Source organism: Pseudomonas paralactis (genome assembly GCF_001439735.1).
GTDB lineage: Bacteria > Pseudomonadota > Gammaproteobacteria > Pseudomonadales > Pseudomonadaceae > Aquipseudomonas > Aquipseudomonas paralactis.
Window position 1 is genome coordinate 112,164 of the sequence record NZ_JYLN01000002.1, and the last position, 20,595, is coordinate 132,758.

Below are 20,595 nucleotides of genomic sequence, written 5' to 3' on the forward strand. Positions count from 1 at the left end.
AAAACGCTCCTCAGCGGGCCAGCAGAAAGTTGATCACACGGTCGCTGAAGGCAGCGCCGGCTTGCACATTGGACAGGTGCGCCGCGTAGAACTCGGCGTACTCGGCGCCCTGCACATAGCGCTGGATAAAGTGGCTGCCAGCCGGCGGTGTCACCGCGTCTTCGGTGCCGGCAATCACCAGGGTCGGCACCTTGATCGACGACAGTTGCTCACGGAAATCCGCATCGCGCACGGCGCTGCAATTGGCGGCGTAGCCCTCGGGCGACGTGGCCGCGAGCATGTCGGTGATCTGCTTGGCCTGGTGTGGGCTGGCCGAAGCAAAGTCCGCAGTAAACCAGCGCGCAATCGAAGCATCGCGCAGGGCCACCATCGCAGCGGCGCCGTCACGCAGGACCATTTCGATGCGGGGGTTCCAGACCTCGGGCGTGCCGATTTTGGCGGCGGTGTTGCACACCACCAGGCGCTGCAAACGCTCGCCGGCGTGGATGCCCAGCCATTGGCCGATCAAGCCGCCCATGGACAGGCCGCAAAAATGCGCACGCTGGATATCCAGCGCATCCAGCAACGCGAGCACGTCTCGGCCCAGTTGTTCGATGCTGTACGGCCCCTCGGTCACCAGGGACTTGCCGTGACCGCGAGTATCAAAACGCAACACACGAAAATGCTCGGTGAACGCCGGGATCTGCACGTCCCACATATGCAGGTCGGTGCCCAGGGAATTGGACAGTACCAGCACCGGCGCGTCCACCGGCCCGTCCAATTGGTAATGCAGTTCGCCCTCGGCGAGTTGTACAAAAGCCACAGCAATCTCCTCAGGCAGTCAAAGCAAAGTGTTCGGTCACTGCACGGGTGACCCAGGTTTGGGCCTGGCCCAGGTAGTAAGCCGGGTCAAGCAGGCGGTACAGTTCAGCCGCCGACAGCTCAGTAGTCACCTGGGGCTCATCGGCCAGCACGGCGCGCAGGTGGCGCTGCTCGGCCACGGCGCGCTTGCAGCATTGCTCCAGCAAATGGTGCGCGGTGTCGCGCCCCAGGCGTTGGGCAAGTACGATGCTGACCGCTTCGGCCAGCACCAGGCCCTGGGTCAGGTCAAGATTTTGCGTCATGCGCTCGGCGTTGACCTCCAGCCCTTCACTGACCAGCAGCGCCTGTTGCAAGGCGCCGGACACCAGGCGGCAAATCTCTGGCAAGGTTTCCCATTCGGCGTGCCACAAGCCCAGGCTGCGTTCGTGCTCCTGGGGCATGGCGCTGAACATCGTCGCCACCAGGCCCGGTACGCGAGTGGCAGCGCTGATCAATACGGCGGCGCCTACCGGGTTGCGTTTGTGCGGCATGGTCGATGAACCGCCCTTGCCCGGCGCGGCGGGCTCAAACACCTCCGCCGCCTCGGTTTGCATCAACAGGCTGATGTCGCGCCCCAGTTTGCCGAGGCTGCCGGCGATCAGGCCGAGCACGCTGGCGAACTCCACCAGACGATCACGCTGGGTATGCCAGGGCTGTTCCGGCAAGCCCAGTTGCAACTCGGCGGCCAAGGCTTCGGCCACAGGCATGGCGTGTTCACCGAGCGCCGCCAAGGTGCCGGACGCTCCGCCGAATTGCAGCACCAACAGGCGCGGCTTCAGCTCGGCAAGGCGCTGGCGACTGCGCGTCACGGCGCCCAGCCAACCGGCGATTTTCATGCCAAGGGTGACCGGTGTCGCGTGCTGCAGCCAGGTGCGGCCAGCCAACGGCACGGCGGCGTAACGCTGCGCCTGGGCAGCCAGCACGCCCCCCAGCCGCGCCAAATCCGCCTCGATCAGCACCAGCGCCTGGCGCACTTGCAGCACCAGACCGGTGTCCATCACATCTTGACTGGTCGCGCCCAGATGCACATAACGCTCGGCATCGGCATCTTCGCTGGCGATCAACTTGCCCAGCGCCTTCACCACTGGAATCGCCGAATTACCCGCCGTGGCAATCGCTGCGCCGAGCGCATCGACGTCATACAGCGAAGCCAGGCACGCCTGGGCAATCGGCGCGACGGCGCTTTGCGGAATCAACCCGACCCGAGCCTGGGCCCGGGCCAGTGCCGCCTCGAAATCCAGCATGCCCTGCAAGCGCCCCTGATCACAGAACACTTCGGCCATGCTGGCGGCGGTGAAGTAAGCGTCGAACAGTTGATTGCTCGTGCGCAGCGTCATAACTCTTCCCTTACAAATCGTGATGCAGATACGCCGCCTGCTTAGGCAGGCGCAAGCTGAACAGGAAAGCCACCGCCATCATCGCGGTGACGTACCAATAGAAGGTGTTTTCCATGCCGATGGATTTCAGGCTCAGTGCGACCACTTCCGCCGAACCGCCAAACACCGCGTTAGCCACGGCGTATGCCAGGCCTACACCCAAGGCACGCACTTGCGGCGGGAACATCTCGGCTTTGACCAGGCCACTGATCGAGGTATAGAAGCTGACAATCGCCAACGCCAAAGTGATCAGCACAAACGCCAGGAACGGACTGGTCACGGTTTTCAAGGTCAACAGAATCGGCACAGTGAACAAGGTGCCAAGGCCCGCGAACCAGAGCATGGAATTACGTCGGCCGATCTTGTCGGCCAGCATCCCGAACAGCGGCTGCATGCACATGTACAGAAACAGCGCGCCGGTCATGATGTAGCTGGAAGTCTTGGCGTGCATGCCAACGGTGTTCACCAGGTACTTCTGCATGTAAGTGGTGAAGGTGTAGAAAATCAGCGAGCCGCCGGCGGTGTAGCCCAGCACGGTGATGAAGGCTTTGCCGTGGTCACGAAACAGCGCGACGATGCTGCCGGCGTCCTTGTCCTGGCGCATTTCCTTGCTGGTGGTTTCTTTCAGGGTGCGACGCAGCAGCAGCGAGATCACCGCAGCGATGGCGCCGATCACAAACGGAATACGCCAGCCCCAGGCGCGCAGTTCTTCTTCGCTGAGGATCTGCTGCAGGATCACCACCACCAGCACCGCCAGCAACTGGCCGCCGATCAGGGTCACGTACTGGAACGAGGCGAAAAAACCGCGCTGGCCCTTGAGCGCGACTTCACTCATGTAGGTCGCCGTGGTGCCGTACTCGCCCCCCACCGACAAGCCCTGGAACAGCCGCGCCACCAACAGCAGCGCCGGGGCCCAGGCACCGATGTCGTTGTAGGTGGGCAAGAAGGCGATGACCAGGGAGCCGGCACACATCATCAGCACCGAGATCATCATCGAATTTTTGCGTCCGTGCTTGTCGGCCACCCGGCCAAACAGCCAGCCGCCGATCGGCCGCATCAGGAACCCGGCGGCGAACACACCGGCGGTGTTGAGCAGTTGCACCGTGGGGTCGTCCGAGGGGAAAAACGCCGGGGCGAAATAAATCGCGCAGAAGGCGTAGACGTAGAAGTCGAACCATTCGACCAGGTTGCCGGAGGAAGCCCCGACTATCGCAAAAATCCGTTTGCGGCGTTCTTCTCCGGTGTAGTGACTGGTTGTTGTTGTCATGGTTTTTTACTCAGTGGGAACGGTTATAGCCTAGACATACTTTGCAACAACCCTGTTCCGCAAGCAGACTTTTGGATAGGTGGAGCCTGAGAGGGCCTCATCGCGGGCAAGCCCGGCTCCCACATTTTGTGTTGTGAACACATTCAAAGGTGGGAGCTGGCTTGCCTGCGATGAGGCCCCTACAGCCAACTCAATAGTCGAAGAACACCGTTTCCTTATCTGTGCCCTGCAAAATCACATTCCACTGATAAACCCCTGCCGCATCCGCCTGGGCAATCAAGGTGCTACGACGCTCTGCCGGCACACACGCCAACAGCGGGTCATCGCCGTTCAAGGCCTCACCGTCAAAATAAATCCGCGTGAGCAAGTGCTTTACCAACCCACGGGCAAACACCAGCACCACCAGGTGCGGCGCCTGGGTGGTGCCCTTCAGGCCCGGCACCGAACCCGGCTTGATGGTGGTAAAGCGGAACCGCCCTTCGGCATCCACCGGCACCCGGCCAAAACCTTCAAAATGAGGGTCGACCGCCTTGTCCTGTTCATCCTCAGGGTGGTCGTATTTACCGGCAGCATTGGCCTGCCAGACTTCCAGCATGGCGTCGTTGACGACATCACCGTTGCCGTCCAGCACTTGCCCGCTGATCGCCACGCGCTCGCCAAGGGTGGCGGCTACGGTCATGTCTTCGCGGTTCAGCCAGGTCAGGCCGATGTGGTAGTACGGCCCGACGGTGTGGGACGTGGTCGCGTTGAGTGTCATCTCATTTCTCCATCGGCGTAGCGTCGCGGCCGCGCAGGACGATGTCCCAGCGGTAACCGAGGGCGTAGGAAGGGACGGTTTTTTCCAGGTCGAAACGCGCGATCAAGCGTTCCTTGGCGCGGGTATCCGGCACACAGTTGTAGATCGGGTCGTATTCGAGCAACGGGTCGCCTGGGAAATACATTTGCGTCACCAGGCGCGTCAGCACACTGGGGCCGAACAGCGAAAAGTGGATATGCGCCGGGCGCCACGCATTGTGATGGTTGCCCCACGGGTAGGCGCCGGGCTTGATGGTCTGGAACTGGTACCAGCCATCGGCGTCGGTGACGGTACGCCCGGTACCGGTGAAATTCGGGTCCAGCGGCGCGTCGTGCAGGTCACGCTTGTGGTTGTAGCGACCGGCGGCGTTGGCCTGCCAGATCTCAACGAGGATGCCCGGCACCGGCAGGCCATTTTCATCAAGCACACGGCCATGAATGATGATGCGCTCGCCTTGGGGCTCGCCCTCATGCTGGGCGGTCAGGTCGTTGTCCTTGTCAGTGATGCGCTCGGCGCCGATCGTCGGGCCGGTGATTTCCGACAAGGAATGGGGCAGAAACACCAAAGGCTGGGACGGCGAACGCAGGTTCGTCGACTGATACGCCGGGTGCAGGTAATCAGGTTGAGTGCCCGCTTGCGGGCGCCGGTAACCAGGCTTGTCACTCATGGAGCAGTCCTCTTTTATTAGACGCGTTCAATCGCCAGGGCCAAGCCTTGGCCGACGCCCACGCACATGGTCGCCAGGCCTTTGCTGCCGCCGGTTTTTTCCAACTGATGCAGGGCCGTCAACACCAGCCGCGCACCGCTCATGCCCAGGGGATGACCCAGTGCAATGGCGCCGCCGTTCGGGTTGACCTGGGGTGCATCGTCGGCAATGCCCAGCTCGCGCAGCACCGCCAGACCCTGGCTGGCGAAGGCTTCGTTGAGCTCAATCACATCAAAGTCGGGGACCGCCAACCCCAGGCGCTCCACCAACTTGCGCACCGCCGGCACCGGGCCGATGCCCATCACCCGCGGTGCGACACCGGCACTGGCCATGCCCAGCACGCGGGCGCGAGCAGTAAGACCGTGTTGCTTGACGGCTTCGGCGGACGCCAGGATCAGCGCGGCAGCACCGTCATTAACGCCTGAGGCATTGCCGGCGGTGACGGTCTTGTCCGGGCCGTTGACCGGCTTGAGTTTGGCCAGGGCTTCCAGGCTGGTGTCCCGCGGGTGCTCATCGTGTTCCACCAGGGTTTCGCCTTTTTTATGGGCAACACGCACGGGTACGATTTCTTCGGCGAAGAAGCCGGCGGCCTGTGCGGCGGCGGTACGCTGCTGGCTGCGCAAGGCGAAGGCGTCCTGGTCGGCGCGGGAAACCTGATAGTCGTCGGCGACGTTATCGGCGGTCTGCGGCATGGCATCCACGCCGTACTGGGCCTTCATCAACGGGTTGATGAAACGCCAACCGATGGTGGTGTCTTCCAGCTTCATGTTGCGCGAAAACCCTGCATCAGCCTTGCCCATCACGAACGGTGCACGGGACATGGATTCGACACCGCCAGCAATCGCCAGCTCCATTTCGCCACTGGCAATGGCGCGAAAGGCCGTGCCGATGGCATCCATGCCCGAGGCGCACAGACGATTGAGGGTCACGCCCGGAATGCTGTCCGGCAACCCCGCCAACAGCAGCGCCATACGCGCCACGTTACGGTTGTCTTCACCGGCCTGGTTGGCACAGCCAAGAAATACTTCGTCCACCGCGTTCCAGTCCACCGACGGGTTGCGTTCGATCAGGGCCTTGATCGGCAGCGCCGCCAGGTCATCGGCACGCACTGTCGACAGGCCACCGCCGAAACGGCCGATAGGTGTGCGAATGGCATCACAGATAAATACATCGCGCATCAGGCTTCTCCCGGTGCTTGGCCATGGGCGGCGGCGGTGCGTGCTTCAAGCTCACGCAGCGCGGTCAGCTCTGTCTCGGTCGGTTCAGCCGTGGTACTGACCTGGTCGGCAAAACGGATTGCCCAGCCGGTGGCGGCCACCACTTGCTCGCGGGTCACGCCGGGGTGCAGCGCGGTGACCACGAACTCATGGCTGCCCTCCTCCGGCTCCATGATGCACAGGTCGGTAATGATGCCGACGGGGCCGGCACCGGGCAGGCCCAGACGCTTGCGCGAGTCGCCCCCTTCGCCGTGACCGACGGAGGTGATGAAGTCCAGTTTGTCCACAAACGAACGGGACGACTGTTTAAGGATGATCAGCACGCTCTTGGCGGAACCGGCGATCTCCGGCGCGCCACCGGCACCCGGCAAACGCACTTTGGGTTGGTGATAGTCACCGACCACGGTGGTGTTGATATTGCCGAAACGGTCAACCTGAGCCGCACCGAGAAAGCCGACATCAATGCGCCCGCCCTGTAACCAGTAGCGAAAGATCTCACCGGTGGGCACCACAGTGTCGGCGGTCTCGGCCAACTCGCCATCGCCGATGGACAGCGGCAACACGCTGGGCTTGGCGCCAATCGGGCCGGACTCGTAGATCAGCACCACATCGGGTGAAGACGTCAGGCGCGCCAGGTTGGCGGCCTTGGATGGCAGGCCGATGCCGACGAAGCACACCGAGCCGTTCTTGAGGCGGCGTGCGGCGGCGACGGTCATCATTTCATTGGTGGAGTAAGCCATTACTTAGCCTCCTGCGCGGCGGCCAGCTTGGCCTGGAATTCACTGAAGTCGGCAGTGCCGTGGATGTATTCGTCTATCCAGGCGGTAAAGGTGACACGGTCGCGGGCAATCGGGTCCCACGCCTGGTAGAAGCGGTTATCCCGCTCGTTGTAGCCGTGCGCGTAGGAAGGATGGGCACCACCGGGTACGTGACACACCGCCGTCAGCGCCCAGGTCGGCAGCACGCAGCTGTTCATCGGCGCATTGAGGTCATCGACGATTTCTTCCACGGTGACAATGCAACGCTGGGCCGCCAGGGCCGCTTCCTTCTGTACCCCGAGAATGCCCCAGAGCAACACGTTGCCCTTGCGGTCGGCTTTCTGTGCGTGAATCACGGTGACATCCGGACGTACCGACGGCACTGCCGCCAGCACTTCGCCGGTGAATGGGCACGTGACGGTCTTGATCAGCGGGTTGACCTTGGGCAAGTCGGAACCGGCGTAGGCACGCAGCATCGCGAACGGCAGGCCCGAGGCACCGGCGACGTAGGCATTGGCCAGGTCGGCGTGGCTGTGCTCTTCGATCTCCAGCGGTTGCGGCCATTGCTTCTCCACCGCGTCGCGCAGCCGATGCAGGGAGCCCACGCCCGGGTTGCCGCCCCAGGAAAAAATCAACTTGCGCGCGCAGCCGGCCCCGATCAATTGGTCGTAGATCAGGTCGGGGGTCATACGCACCAGCGTCAGGTCTTTCTTGCCCTGACGAATGATTTCATGACCTGCGGCCGTAGGGATCAGGTGGGTGAAGCCTTCGAGGGCGACGGTATCGCCGTCGTTCACGAAGCGCTTGACCGCATCACGCAGGGTGAGGATTTCAGCCATGGGGTTGGGCTCCCGGTGTTGATCGAAAAAGGCGCTGAGGTGGCGCCGAAGTGCTTGAAGATTAAGCCGGGGAAATGGGCCGAACAATCCGATAATCGACTGAGCGTTCGATTATCGAACGGATTGTTGTCTGGCTAATCATCAGAAAGAACACCGCCAATGTGGGAGCTGGCTTGCTCGCGAAGGCGGTGTGTCAGTCACTCCATCTGTTACTGCACGACCGCTTTCGCAGGCAAGCCAGCTCCCACATTTTATCTTCGCTGCCTTGAGCATTGCGTTCGCTTAGCGGACTGGCATTGGGGGCTTACCCCCACCATGTTCAACCTGTACCAGAGCTCAGGTGGCATCGGCATGGCTGACCATGCCTTTGATCAACACCGCGGCCGTCGCCAGTGCCGCCGGGATCACCAATGCCGTCAGCACTTGCTCGAAATTCCAGCCCAGGCCCAGCAAGGTGGCGCCCATCCACGCGCCCAGGATCGCGCCGAAGCGGCCGATGCCAAGCATCCACGACACGCCGGTGGCACGCCCCTGGGTGGGGTAAAAACGCGCGGCCAGGGAAGGCATCGCAGATTGCGCACCGTTAACGCACATGCCGGCGATCAGCACTAACGTTGCCAATAAAGTGATATTGCCCAGGCTTTGCCCTACCGCGTAGGCAAACACCCCGGCCAGCAGGTAGAAAGTGCCGATGACTTTGTGCGGGTTGAACCGGTCCATCGCCCAGCCCACGCCCACTGCGCTCAACACTCCGCCAAACTGGAACAACGCGCCGATAAACGCCGCCTGCTCCATGCTCGCGCCACTGTCGCGCATCAGGGTGGGCAGCCAACTGGTCAGCAGGTAAACAATCACCAGGCCCATGAAGTAAGTGAGCCACAGCAGTAAGGTGCCGGTGCTGTAGGTGCCCGAGAAAATCACCGCGAACACGTTGCGGGCCTTGACGGTTTTTTGCTCCGGCACGCTGAAACTGGTGGCTTGGGCCACGATACCGGGCTGGATGGGGGCCAGCGTCTTGCGGACCTTGTCGGTACCGCGATTGCGCACCACCAGGTAACGCGCCGACTCCGGCAGCCACACCAACAGCACCACCGCGAGGATCAAAGGCAGGATGCCGCCGATCAGCAACAGGCTGTGCCAGCCAAACGTCGGGATCAGCTTGGCCGAGATAAACCCACCGCCTGCCATGCCCAGGTTGAAACCGCAGAACATGCTGGTCACCAACAGCGATTTATGGCGTTCGGGGGTGTATTCGGAGAGCAGGGTCGTGGCATTGGGCATACCCGCGCCCAAACCCAGCCCGGTCAGAAAGCGCAGCACCAGCAACTGGTCGACATTCGTGCTGTAGGCCGAGGCCAGGCTGAACGCACCAAATACCAGTACCGCACCGACCAACACGACTTTGCGGCCAAAGCGATCGGCCAGCGGGCCAGACCCCAGTGCGCCGAACACCATGCCGATCAATGCGGCGCTCATTACCGGGCCGAGGCTGGCGCGGTCGATACCCCAATCCTGGGACAGGGCCGGTGCAATAAAACCCATCGCCGCCGTATCGAGGCCGTCGAGAAAGACAATCAGGAAACACAGGATCACCACGCGCCACTGGTAGCGTGACAATGGCTGGGTGTTGATGAAGGACTGCACGTCCAGGGGGGTACCGACAGAAGGCTGATTCATTATTTTTATTCCACACCGATGGCGGGCCGATGACCTCAGGTCATCATTATTGTTAGGCGGCGCTTTGAAGCGCTGCCGCACATTAATAAGCCAGGGGAAACACCGTCAATCGAGCCGACCGGGATCTGTGCGGTCACCGAACAGCTTAGGCAAACAGTTGCGCGCTCAACTCACGGCTGGCGGTGAGCATACTCGGCAGGAAACGCTGTTCCAGCTCGCTGCGACTGACGCGCCCGGCATGGGTGCTGACGTTAAGTGCGGCCAATACCTGGCCGGACGCGTCATACACCGGCACCGCGATGGAACGCAGGCCCTGCTCCAGTTCCTGGTCGACAATGCACCAGCCTTGCTGACGCACCTGCTGCAGGCACTCAAACAAGGCTTGGGGGGTGGTGAGCGTGCGGCTGGTCTTGGTTTGCAGGTCGGCGTGGTCGAGGTAATCCTGCAGCGAGGCGTCATCCAGGGCCGCGAGGAGGATGCGCCCCATGGATGTGCAATAGGCCGGCAGCCGCCCTCCGACCGAAAGGTCCACGGAAATCAGGCGCTGGGTGGTGGCCGAACGTGCGATGTAGAGAATATCGTCGCCTTCAAGAGTGGCCATATTGCAGGCTTCATGGAGCTGCTCGCTCATGCGGTCCAGATAGGGTTGAGCCGACACGGCCAACGGTGTGGAGGACAAATAGGCATGACCGAGCGTCAGCACTTTAGGCAATAGTGAATAGGTGCGCCCATCCGTGGTGGCGTAGCCAAGTTTGATCAAGGTATGCAGGCAACGGCGCACGGCGGCGCGGGGGATTTCCGTGCGGTGGCTGATCTGGGCGATGGTCAGGTGACGCTTGCGCTCCTGGAACGCCTGCACCACGGCCAGACCACGGGCCAGAGACGTCATGAAGTCCGGGTCACCGGTGAACGCCTGGATGCGCTTGGCCGGTGAAGCCACGATCGGTGGCGCCACTGATGCAAAGGAGTTGCGCAATTGATCGTTCATTTCCAGGGTCCTGTCTCTTGTTCTTACCACGGGAGGGTTGGCCGCTATTACAAGCCGGGCCGGTCGCGATGCACAAGCCAGAGGCGGTAACATTGGGCGATTATCGGACGATCATGCGATTATCGCAATTTGTCAGGCCAGCGCAGCCGCCGCTGCGGCGAAGTTTCAGATTTGCCTGATGAGCCGGGGAAGTGCCGGCGGTTACCCTTTTATTTAGAACAGGTGGCGACAGTATGATGACGCTGTTCACAAATAATGATGTCCCCGATAACAGCCTCCCCTTACAACGTTGACGCTTTTTAACTTTATGATGATAGTGTTATTCAAATGCGCCGCTATAATGCAACCTGTGCAGAGGTCGGCCCGGTTTCACTATCGGGATGGGAGCTCACCAGGCCTTGCAGGATCAATTCCGCGCGCCGGCCACAAGTAGCCGCTTAAAAGAACTGCCCTCAGGCCCGCTTTTCAACTTGAACGGTTTTTGACTGTTTTATTTGGAATCGCGCGAGGACGACGGTTGAAGCGTGACACTGCGCAATCAATAAACTTCACATCATTAGGTAATACTGTGACGAAAGATGAACTGCGCGCCGAACTTGAGCGCCAGGAGCAACGTTACAAGGACGTTTACGGCGGGGAAATCACCACCTACGCCGCGCAACCTGAGCCGGAACGCAAGCCATGGCGCAAACGCGCCAGCCTGCTGGACCAGGCCTTTGCCCAGGAAATCCAAAAGATCGAACAGGAACTCAAAACTGAAGAGCCATAAGTGCTTCGGTTCGAGTAGGCAGAGCCCTGCTGTCTCTGCCGGTCCACACCGGCAGGGATCACCTCCCGTCAGCGTCCGCTGGTCAGTCGCCTACAGCCACGCACGAAATTTCATACAAATGTTTCAGGGGTGACGTTTTCATGACAAACGCCGGCCTTTTGCGGCCTGCGCTTTATAAATCAAAGACTTGCCAAAGCCCCGAAAACCCTGGGATGCGTCCGCTTTGCCTGCGCCTGTGCGACGAAGATTGTTACCGATGAGCAGCTAATGCATCGATTACCGATGTTTTCTGGCATAATCGCGCCCCCTTACGACCGGGTCAGAAAACCTTCATGATCGATTTATTCAGCGGACTGGATGCTTGGGTTCTAGTGAGCCTGCTGCTCGCCCTGGCCTTTGTCCTCGCCTTCGAGTTCATCAATGGCTTTCATGACACCGCTAACGCGGTGGCCACAGTCATCTATACCAAAGCCATGCCGCCACACCTGGCCGTGTTCTTCTCCGGGGTCTTCAATTTCCTCGGCGTGTTGCTCGGTGGTGTCGGTGTCGCCTACGCCATCGTGCATTTGCTGCCGGTGGAGTTGCTGATCAATGTGAATACCGGCCATGGCTTGGCAATGGTCTTCTCATTGTTGGCGGCGGCGATCACCTGGAACCTGGGCACCTGGTACTTCGGTATCCCTGCTTCCAGCTCCCACACCCTGATCGGCTCGATCCTAGGTGTCGGCCTGGCCAACGCCCTGATCAACGACATCCCCCTGGCTGACGGTGTGAACTGGCAGAAGGCCGTGGATATTGGTGCGTCCCTGGTGTTCTCGCCGATGGCCGGCTTCCTGGTCGCAGCCCTGGTGCTGATCGGCCTGAAGTGGTGGCGCCCGCTGTCGAAGATGCACAAGACCCCGGACCAGCGCCGCAAGCTCGACGACAAAAAGCACCCGCCGTTCTGGAACCGCCTGGTCCTGGTGATCTCGGCCATGGCCGTGAGCTTCGTGCACGGCTCCAACGATGGCCAGAAAGGCATCGGCCTGATCATGCTGGTGCTGATCGGTATCGTGCCGGCGCAGTTCGTATTGGACCTGGGCAGCACCACTTACCAGATCGAACGCACCCGCGACGCAACCCTGCACCTGAACCAGTTCTACCAGCGCAACCACGAGACCCTCGGCGAGTTCCTGGCCCTGGGCAAAAGCGTGAAGGATGATCTGCCGGGCAAGTTCCGCTGCAACCCGCAGCAGACCGAACCGACGATCAACGCGCTGTTGGGCACCCTCAAGGGTGTATCGGACTACCACTCGTTGACCGCCGACCATCGCATCGAAGTGCGTCGCTACCTGCTCTGCCTGGACGACACCGCGAAAAAAGTCGGCAAGCTGCCTGGCCTGGATTCCCGTGAGAAATCCGACCTCGACAAGCTGCGCAAAGACCTGACCGCCACCACCGAGTACGCCCCGTTCTGGGTGATCCTCGCGGTTGCACTGGCTTTGGGCTTGGGCACCATGGTGGGCTGGAAGCGCGTGGTACTGACCATTGGCGAGAAGATCGGCAAGCAAGGCATGACCTATGCCCAGGGCATGTCGGCACAGATCACCACCGCCACCATGATCGGCTTCGCCAATATCTTCGCCCTGCCAGTGTCCACCACCCACGTGCTGTCTTCCGGTGTGGCGGGGACCATGGTTGCCAACAAGAGCGGCCTGCAAGGCGGCACCGTCAAGACCATCCTGATGGCCTGGGTATTGACCCTGCCTGCAACCGTCGGCCTGTCGGCCGGGTTGTTCTGGTTGGCGTCCAAGGCATTGGGCAACTGATAGCCAGCCGGCAATAAAAAAGGTGCGATCCGCGAGGGTCGCACCTTTTTTTATGTTCCAAGCGCACCGTAGTCCACCTGTGGCAAGGCATCTTGCCCCCGTGGCGACCGGACAGCCGACACATATCTACCTGACGCCCTGCGATCAAACTGTGGGAGCTGGCTTGCCTGCGATGGCGGCCTGCCAGCCGACGCCTATCTACCTGACACCCCGCAATCAAACTGTGGGAGCGGGCTTGCTCGCGAAGGCGGCCTGGCAGTCAACACAGTTGGACCGGGTACATATCCGTTATTTAGGTAACGGCCACTTAGGGTTCCGCTCTGACAGCGGGTCACTTTGGAAAAGAGCCCCAAAGTAACCAAAGGGCTCTTGCCCCACCACTCGGCACCTCGCTTGGGCTCGGTGTGCCCGTAATCCGCCAGTGATTTGGGGGGCCGCCGCCACGCGCCATCCATGGCGCGGGGCGGCTAAACCGGCATCCCTGCCGGTTTACCCCCCAAATCCCTGTCGAATTCCGGCCAGCGTGGTTTAACGGGGCGCCTAAGATCAAAAGCAGATCAAGATCAAGAGCGGCTCGCTTCGCATCGTGGTTACCGTCGGCGGGTACAACCTACAAAATTGCGTAGATACCTATAAACCAGCTCCCACATTTTTTATCTTCAGCCATCAATTAACAGCCAAAAAAAAGGGCGACCGAAGTCGCCCAAAATGCCTTGCGTGCTCATGTAACCCGGAAAAACTTAAGGTTTTTTACGCTTGTTCGCGTCTTTCCAGATAAAAAATCCAAACCCTACAAAAAACAACACCATCAGGCTGACAGTCAGCACTCCGGCAAAAACCACATTATCGAAAAACATGACCGGCCTCCTGCACGTGCCCTGTTGCGATAGGGCTAAGTTAATGGAGAAGGCGCGGTGGGAAATTGACCAGGATCAATGTCGCCCACAACGGGGCGTAAAGAAGGGGAATAACTGACCTGCATCAACGGATGCAGGGTGTTTCAACGCTTTTTCGGTTTGTTCTTGGGCTTTTTCTTGGGTTTGCCCAGGGGCATGGCTTGTTCAAAGGCTTGGCGCACTTCATTCAAGCGCTTGTCATTGAGGTCGTGCACACGCTTGGCGCGTTCGGCATTCAGGTCGATCAGTTTGTCGTCATCACTCATGGCTTGGCTTACGTCGTGGCGGTAATGCCTCAATAATGCGGCCTGCCTCGCCCGACGGCAATTAAGCGGGCGACAAAATGCAGGCCATCGACCAGAATCGGCACTTTCTACCCTGCCCAGGAGGCGCATCCAGGTGGCCTTGCACAACGACCTTCCGCCACTGTTGGCCCTGCGCGCCTTCGAAGCAGTGGCGCGGCACTTGAGTTTTATCAAGGCGGCCAACGAGTTGTCGGTGACCCAAAGTGCGCTGAGCCACCAGGTGCATAAGCTCGAACACCACTTGGGCAAACCGCTGTTTATCCGGCGAACCCGTGCGATTGACCTGACGTTGGCCGGGCAAGCGTACTACGAGCAGATCCGCCCTGCCCTGGACGCTATCGCCGCTGCAACGCGCAACCAACGGGGTGCGCCCAGCGCCAATGTGTTGCGTATCGGCTTGCTGGCGTCCTTCGCCACGCTGTGGCTGGCGCCGCGCCTGGCCGAGTTTCTACAGCGCTACCCGCATATCCAGGTGGAGTTGCTGCCCGCGATTCAACTGGCCAATGTCGCGACGGCCGAAGTCGACCTGGCCATCCGTTACGGCAAGGGCGATTGGCCCGACGTGCAAGCCACGCGCCTGATGGCCGAAACCTTGTCACCGGTGTGCAGCCCGGCGTTCAAGGCCAGCCAGGTGACGAGTGGCCCCTTGCTGATGGCGACCTCGCACCGTCCTTTCGAGTGGACGGATTGGTCCGCCCATTACCAGGTCAACCTCGACCGCCACCCCAGGGTGATGCTGCATGACTACAACATCGTGGTCGAAGCCACCGTGGCCGGCCAGGGTATCGCCATGGGCCGCCATCGCCTGATCGAACGCAGGCTCCAGGACGGCAGCCTGGTGCAGGCCTTTGACTGGCCGCCCTATCACAGCGAAATCGGCTATTGGCTGATCGCCCCCCAGGGCCCGCTCAGTGAGGCGGCTGAATGCTTCAGCCAGTGGTTGAAGCAGGCGTGTGTCGACCCGTGAGTTTTTTCGATACGTCGATTGAGATCTATCCGTTTGTCGCCCGCCGCCCCCCCCCACATGCTGGAATCTTCTGACACCAGAGGATTTCACCATGACCGACTCCATCCGCCAGCGCGTAAACGCCCTCGGCCTGACACTGCCCACGCCCAGCCAACCCGCCGCCAACTACATCAATCATGTGGTCAGCCAACACCAGCTGTTCATCTCGGGGCAAATTCCCATGCTCGATGGCAAACCCGCCTACATCGGCCGACTGGGCGACTCCGTCAGCGATGAAGAAGGCGCCCAGGCGGCGGAACTGGCGGCGCTGGGCCTGCTGGGGCAATTGAGCGATGCGCTGGGCGATGACCTGTCGCGGGTGGTGCGCATTCTGCGTCTGGGCGTGTTCATCGCCAGCAGCGCCGACTTCCAGCGCCAGAGCCTGGTCGCCAATGGTGCCTCGAACCTGCTGGTCAACGCCCTCGGCGACAAAGGCCGACATGTGCGAACTGCTGTAGGCGTCAGCAGCTTGCCGGCTGGCGTCGCCGTGGAGGTGGATGCCATTTTCGAGCTGCTGCCATGAGCCCGCTGGACGTCCAACAACTGCGAGAGGCCACGCCCGGCTGCCATTCCGGCATCGTGCACTTCAACCACGCCGGGGCTTCCTTGCCCAGCCAGGCGACGCTCGACGCCATCATCGAACAGTTGCAACACGAAGCCCGCAACGGCCCGATGGAAGCCGGTGAACAGGGCGCCGTGCTGGTGGAAAACGCCCGCCGCGCAGCCGGGCAGCTGCTCAACGCACCGCCCTCCTCGATTGCCTTCGCCAGCAGCGGCTCAACAGCCTGGAGCATGGCGTTCCAGGCGCTGGGACCTTGGCGGCCGGGCGAGCGCATTTTGGTGGGGCGCCACGAATGGGGCGGCAACCTGGCGAGCATGGAGTTGGCCGTGCAGGCGGGCGCGCGCGTGGAAGTCATCCCCTGTGATGCCACCGGTGCGGTTTGCCCGGTAGCACTGGAAGCGATGCTGGATACCAAGGTAAAGCTGATCGACCTTGCCTGGCTGCCGGCCAACGGCGGCCTGATCAACCCGGCCCAGGCCATTGGCGAAGTGGCTCGTCGCCACGCCATCCCCTATTTTATTGACGCAGGCCAGGCCGTCGGCCAGGTACCGGTGGATGTGCAAGCGTTGCAGTGCGACGTGCTCAAATCCGCCGGCCGCAAACACCTGCGCGGCCCGCGCGGTACGGCACTGCTGTATGTCAGGCCGGATTTTCTTGCGCACCTGAACCCGGCCCAGCGCGACGTGTTTTCAGCACCTTGGACCGCCGACGGTTTCGACCTGCGCAACGATGCCCGGCGCTTCGAAACCAGCGAAGCGTCCTTCGCCCTGCTGGCAGGCCTGGGCAATGCATTGCAGGAGATCAATCGACTGGGGATCGAGCAGGTGTGGGAAAGCGTCTCGCAGACCAGCACACGAATCCGCGCAGCGCTGGGTCAGATACCGGGGATTAGCCTGCATGACCTGGGCAGTACGCATTCAGGCTTGATCGCATTCAACCTGGCCGGCTGGGATAGCTTTGAACTCAAGCGGCGCCTGGGGTTAAAGGGCATCAACATCGGCGCCAACGGCGTGGCCTATACACCGCTGGATATGCAAGCACGCGGGTTGAACAGTATTGCGCGAATATCCGTCAGCCCGCTCAACACCGATGACGATGTCGAAGTGCTGATGAAGGCCTTGGGTGAATTGAACGATTAAACCTCGATGTCCACCCACAAGCCCTGGCGCGGCGCGTCTTCGATCAGCGGCGCCACGGGCACCGTGTTGTCAGCGTTGAGCAAGTCGCCGGGGATAGGCAAGTGCTGCTGCGCATCGTCGTCGGCTTCGCGCCGACGCTTTTGCTGTTCCTGCTGACGACGCTGCTCTTCGCGCAACAGAAAGGTCGATTGCTCGGCATCGCCTTTTTTCAGGTCGATCGTGCTCTCGTTGGAGCCCGCTTGAACGGGCACCACCGGCGGAATATCCGGCTTCTGACGTGCCGGATCGAGTTGCGACGTAACCGGCACAACACTGACGGGCAGCATGGGTGGCAGCATGATAGTTATTCTCCTGATCAACAGGCTGTCGGCGCATTGCCGGGCGACTTGAGCACCGGCGTGCCAAGCTGTGACTCAGTCGACACTCGCAAGTGCCCGCCACCCGTCGATTCGGCACTCTGCCCGCCGGCCAAACGGAGTAGTTTTTGTCAGAGTCCTTGGGCGTAAGGGCTTGTTCCGTTAAGATAGTCGGCTTTTTCACGGCGGGAGTCAGGCAGCATGGCGCAGCAGTATCAACCGGGGCAACGCTGGATTAGTGACAGCGAAGCAGAGCTGGGGTTAGGCACCGTTCTGGCACAGGACGGGCGCTTGTTGACCGTGCTCTATCCGGCCACTGGCGACACCCGCCAGTATGCGCTACGGAATGCGCCCCTCACTCGCGTGAGGTTTTCGCCGGGTGACACCATCACCCATTTCGAAGGCTGGAAAATGACCGTACAGGAAGTCGACGACGTCGACGGCCTGCTGGTCTACCACGGCCTCAATGGGCAAAACGAGCAGGTCACCCTGCCGGAAACCCAACTGTCCAACTTCATCCAGTTCCGCCTGGCCAGTGACCGTCTGTTCGCCGGGCAGATTGACCCGCTGGCGTGGTTCTCGCTGCGCTACCACACCTTGGAACACACCAGCCGCCAGTTGCAGTCCTCGCTGTGGGGCCTGGGTGGCGTACGTGCTCAACCTATTGCTCACCAACTGCACATCGCCCGTGAAGTCGCTGACCGTATCGCGCCACGGGTCTTGCTGGCGGACGAAGTGGGTTTGGGCAAAACCATCGAAGCCGGCCTGGTGATCCACCGTCAACTGCTCTCGGGCCGCGCCAGCCGTGTGCTGATCCTGGTCCCGGAAAACCTGCAGCACCAATGGCTGGTGGAAATGCGCCGCCGCTTCAACCTGCAGGTGGCGCTGTTCGACGAAGAACGCTTTATCGAAAGCGATGCCACCAACCCGTTCGAAGACACCCAGCTTGCACTCGTTGCGCTGGAATGGCTGGTGGACGACGAGAAGGCCCAGGACGCGCTGTTCGCCGCCGGCTGGGACTTGCTGGTGGTCGACGAAGCCCACCACCTGGTGTGGCACGAAGACAAGGCCAGCGCCGAGTACGCGCTGGTCGAACAACTGGCTGAAGTGATTCCCGGCGTACTGCTGCTCACCGCCACCCCGGAACAACTGGGCCAGGACAGCCACTTTGCGCGTCTGCGCCTGCTGGACCCGAACCGCTTCCACGACCTGCAGGCCTTCCGCGCCGAGAGCGAAAACTATCGCCCGGTGGCCGAAGCCGTGCAGGAGCTGCTGGACAAGGGCCGCCTGTCGCCGACCGCGCACAAGACCATTCAAGGCTTCCTCGGTGACGAAGGTGAAGCCCTGCTCACCGCCGTCAACGATGGCGACACCGAAGCCAGTGCCCGCCTGGTCCGTGAACTGCTGGACCGCCACGGCACCGGCCGCGTGCTGTTTCGCAACACCCGAGCCGCGGTGCAAGGCTTCCCCGAGCGCAAGCTGCACGCCTACCCGCTGCCGAACCCGGACGAATACCTCGAACTGCCCCTGGGCGAACACGCCGAGCTGTACCCGGAAGTCAGCTTCCAGGCGCAACCGGACATCGAGGAAGAGAACCGCTGGTGGCGCTTCGACCCACGGGTCGAGTGGCTGATCGACCAGCTGAAAATGCTCAAGCGCACCAAGGTCCTGGTGATCTGCGCCCACGCCGAAACCGCCATGGACCTGGAAGACGCGCTGCGCGTGCGCTCCGGCATCCCGGCCACGGTGTTCCACGAGGGCATGAATATTCTGGAGCGTGATCGCGCGGCGGCTTATTTTGCCGATGAAGAGTTCGGTGCCCAGGTGCTGATCTGCTCGGAAATCGGCAGTGAAGGCCGCAACTTCCAGTTTTCCCACCACCTGGTGCTGTTCGACCTGCCGTCGCACCCCGACCTGCTGGAGCAACGCATCGGGCGTCTGGACCGGATCGGCCAGAAACACGTGATCGAACTGCACGTACCCTACCTGGAAACCAGCCCGCAAGAACGCCTGTTCCAGTGGTACCACGAAGCGCTCAACGCCTTCCTCAACACCTGCCCGACCGGCAACGCCTTGCAGCATCAGTTCGGCCCACGCCTGCTGCCCTTACTGGAAGCCGCCGACGACGGCGAGTGGCAAGCCCTGATCGACGAAGCCCGTGCCGAGCGCGAGCGCCTGGAGCAGGAGCTGCACACCGGTCGTGACCGCTTGCTGGAACTCAACTCCGGCGGCGCCGGTGAAGGCGATGCGCTGGTCGAGGACATCCTTGAGCAAGACGACCAGTTCGCCCTGCCGATCTACATGGAAACCCTGTTCGACGCCTTCGGCATCGACAGCGAAGACCATTCGGAAAACGCGCTGATCTTGAAGCCCAGCGAAAAAATGCTCGACGCCAGCTTCCCCCTGGGCGACGACGAAGGCGTGACCATCACCTACGACCGTAACCAGGCGCTGTCGCGTGAAGACATGCAGTTCATCACCTGGGAACACCCAATGGTGCAAGGCGGCATGGACCTGGTGCTGTCCGGCTCCATGGGCAACACCGCCGTGGCGCTGATCAAGAACAAGGCGCTCAAGCCGGGCACCGTGCTGCTGGAACTGCTGTACGTCAGCGAAGTGGTCGCCCCGCGCTCGCTGCAACTGGGCCGATACCTGCCACCGGCGGCCTTGCGCTGCCTGCTGGATGCCAACGGCAATGACCTGTCGGGCCGGGTGTCGTTCGTAACCTTGAATGACCAACTGGAAAGCGTGCCACGGGCCAGCGCGAACAAATTCGTACAGGCGCAGCGCGACCAACTCACCCCGCGCATCAATGCCGGTGAAGAGAAGATCGCCCCGCGTCACGCCGAGCGTGTAGCCGAAGCCAAGCGTCGCCTGGCCGCGGATACCGACGAAGAACTGGCGCGCCTGACCGCGTTGCAAGCGGTCAACCCGACCGTACGTGACAGCGAGTTGGTTGCCTTGCGCAATCAACGCGAGCAAGGCCTGGCCATGCTCGACAAGGCAGCGCTGCGACTGGAAGCGATCCGGGTGTTGGTGGCGGGCTGATAATCCGCAGCCAATTAGGAGGCCCGCTTAGTGCGGGCCTTTTTATTGGGTTTGAGGGCCTCATCGGGGGCAAGCCCCCTCCCACACTGACCGAGTAGAGTTCAAACAACTCGGTCAAATGTGGGAGGGGGCTTGCCCCCGATAGGCATGGGTATCTACACAACTTTTGTAGCCACTGCCAACCGTAACCACGATGCGAAGCGAGCCGCTCTTGATCTGCTTTTGATCTGCTTTTGATCTTG

19 protein-coding genes are annotated in these 20,595 nt (G+C 61.5%); 6 read left to right on the forward strand and 13 right to left on the reverse strand.

Annotated elements, in window-relative coordinates:
- Nucleotides 1-10 precede the first annotated feature (10 nt).
- The 10 genes from pcaD to pcaR all read right to left on the reverse strand — a co-directional run bounded on the left by pcaD (nucleotide 11) and on the right by pcaR (nucleotide 10,464).
- Nucleotides 11-802 carry a 3-oxoadipate enol-lactonase gene (pcaD, locus tag TX23_RS04750; RefSeq protein ID WP_057701247.1) on the reverse strand — a complete coding sequence of 264 codons (792 nt, stop codon included), beginning with the start codon at nucleotides 800-802 and terminating at the stop codon, nucleotides 11-13.
- Nucleotides 803-812: 10 nt separating this feature from the next.
- Entirely contained in the window at nucleotides 813-2,177 is a 1,365-nt protein-coding gene (locus TX23_RS04755; RefSeq protein ID WP_057701248.1) for a 3-carboxy-cis,cis-muconate cycloisomerase, read from the reverse strand.
- Nucleotides 2,178-2,187: 10 nt separating this feature from the next.
- Complete coding sequence (locus TX23_RS04760; RefSeq protein WP_005785878.1) at nucleotides 2,188-3,483, reverse strand: MFS family transporter; 1,296 nt, start codon at nucleotides 3,481-3,483, stop codon at nucleotides 2,188-2,190.
- Nucleotides 3,484-3,673: 190 nt separating this feature from the next.
- Nucleotides 3,674-4,240, reverse strand: coding sequence for a protocatechuate 3,4-dioxygenase subunit alpha (gene pcaG / locus TX23_RS04765; protein ID WP_057701249.1), 567 nt, complete (start codon nucleotides 4,238-4,240; stop codon nucleotides 3,674-3,676).
- A 1-nt stretch (nucleotide 4,241) separates the two neighbouring features.
- Entirely contained in the window at nucleotides 4,242-4,946 is a 705-nt protein-coding gene (pcaH, locus tag TX23_RS04770; RefSeq protein ID WP_057701250.1) for a protocatechuate 3,4-dioxygenase subunit beta, read from the reverse strand.
- Nucleotides 4,947-4,963: 17 nt separating this feature from the next.
- Nucleotides 4,964-6,166 carry a 3-oxoadipyl-CoA thiolase gene (gene pcaF, locus TX23_RS04775; RefSeq protein WP_209445911.1) on the reverse strand — a complete coding sequence of 401 codons (1,203 nt, stop codon included), beginning with the start codon at nucleotides 6,164-6,166 and terminating at the stop codon, nucleotides 4,964-4,966.
- Entirely contained in the window at nucleotides 6,163-6,942 is a 780-nt protein-coding gene (locus TX23_RS04780; RefSeq protein ID WP_057701252.1) for a CoA-transferase subunit beta, read from the reverse strand. Before TX23_RS04780 ends, pcaF begins: the two co-directional genes overlap by 4 nt.
- The gene (locus TX23_RS04785; protein ID WP_057701253.1) at nucleotides 6,942-7,799 is read right to left on the reverse strand and encodes a CoA transferase subunit A; all 858 of its coding nucleotides are present in this window, start codon (nucleotides 7,797-7,799) and stop codon (nucleotides 6,942-6,944) included. Before TX23_RS04785 ends, TX23_RS04780 begins: the two co-directional genes overlap by 1 nt.
- A 336-nt stretch (nucleotides 7,800-8,135) precedes the next feature.
- Nucleotides 8,136-9,476, reverse strand: coding sequence for an MFS transporter (locus TX23_RS04790; RefSeq protein WP_057701254.1), 1,341 nt, complete (start codon nucleotides 9,474-9,476; stop codon nucleotides 8,136-8,138).
- Nucleotides 9,477-9,621: 145 nt separating this feature from the next.
- Nucleotides 9,622-10,464 carry a pca regulon transcriptional regulator PcaR gene (gene pcaR / locus TX23_RS04795; RefSeq protein ID WP_032877325.1) on the reverse strand — a complete coding sequence of 281 codons (843 nt, stop codon included), beginning with the start codon at nucleotides 10,462-10,464 and terminating at the stop codon, nucleotides 9,622-9,624.
- A gap of 568 nt (nucleotides 10,465-11,032) precedes the next feature.
- On the opposite strand from pcaR, the gene TX23_RS04800 reads away from it, so the two are divergent.
- Nucleotides 11,033-11,233: a hypothetical protein gene (locus tag TX23_RS04800; RefSeq protein ID WP_057701255.1), complete on the forward strand. Its 201-nt coding sequence runs from the start codon at nucleotides 11,033-11,035 to the stop codon at nucleotides 11,231-11,233.
- A gap of 332 nt (nucleotides 11,234-11,565) precedes the next feature.
- Nucleotides 11,566-13,041 (forward strand): inorganic phosphate transporter, encoded by a 1,476-nt coding sequence (locus TX23_RS04805; protein ID WP_003189291.1) that lies wholly within the window; start codon nucleotides 11,566-11,568, stop codon nucleotides 13,039-13,041.
- 740 nt (nucleotides 13,042-13,781) lie between these two features.
- Here the strand turns inward: TX23_RS04805 and ccoM are convergent.
- Both ccoM and TX23_RS28155 read right to left on the reverse strand, forming a co-directional pair.
- On the reverse strand, nucleotides 13,782-13,898 hold the full coding sequence (ccoM, locus tag TX23_RS28665; RefSeq protein ID WP_019817835.1) for a cytochrome c oxidase subunit CcoM: 117 nt from the start codon (nucleotides 13,896-13,898) through the stop codon (nucleotides 13,782-13,784).
- A 143-nt stretch (nucleotides 13,899-14,041) separates the two neighbouring features.
- Nucleotides 14,042-14,203 (reverse strand): hypothetical protein, encoded by a 162-nt coding sequence (locus tag TX23_RS28155; protein WP_003193515.1) that lies wholly within the window; start codon nucleotides 14,201-14,203, stop codon nucleotides 14,042-14,044.
- Between the two features lie 133 nt (nucleotides 14,204-14,336).
- Between TX23_RS28155 and TX23_RS04815 the strand changes: the two genes are divergently transcribed.
- The 3 genes from TX23_RS04815 (at nucleotide 14,337) to TX23_RS04825 (ending at nucleotide 16,949) form a co-directional block, all read left to right on the forward strand.
- Complete coding sequence (locus TX23_RS04815; RefSeq protein ID WP_057701256.1) at nucleotides 14,337-15,209, forward strand: LysR substrate-binding domain-containing protein; 873 nt, start codon at nucleotides 14,337-14,339, stop codon at nucleotides 15,207-15,209.
- A gap of 91 nt (nucleotides 15,210-15,300) precedes the next feature.
- Nucleotides 15,301-15,771: a RidA family protein gene (locus TX23_RS04820; RefSeq protein WP_057701257.1), complete on the forward strand. Its 471-nt coding sequence runs from the start codon at nucleotides 15,301-15,303 to the stop codon at nucleotides 15,769-15,771.
- Complete coding sequence (locus tag TX23_RS04825) at nucleotides 15,768-16,949, forward strand: aminotransferase class V-fold PLP-dependent enzyme (protein WP_057701258.1); 1,182 nt, start codon at nucleotides 15,768-15,770, stop codon at nucleotides 16,947-16,949. The genes TX23_RS04820 and TX23_RS04825 overlap by 4 nt, the downstream gene beginning before the upstream one ends.
- On the opposite strand, the gene TX23_RS04830 is transcribed toward TX23_RS04825, so the two are convergent.
- Nucleotides 16,946-17,287, reverse strand: a complete 342-nt coding sequence (locus TX23_RS04830; protein ID WP_003193522.1) for a hypothetical protein — start codon at nucleotides 17,285-17,287, stop codon at nucleotides 16,946-16,948. The genes TX23_RS04825 and TX23_RS04830 overlap by 4 nt on opposite strands.
- 219 nt (nucleotides 17,288-17,506) lie before the next feature.
- Here TX23_RS04830 and rapA point away from each other — a divergent pair, with 219 nt between their 5' ends.
- Nucleotides 17,507-20,353 carry an RNA polymerase-associated protein RapA gene (gene rapA, locus TX23_RS04835; RefSeq protein ID WP_057701259.1) on the forward strand — a complete coding sequence of 949 codons (2,847 nt, stop codon included), beginning with the start codon at nucleotides 17,507-17,509 and terminating at the stop codon, nucleotides 20,351-20,353.
- The last annotated feature ends 242 nt before the right edge of the window (nucleotides 20,354-20,595 follow it).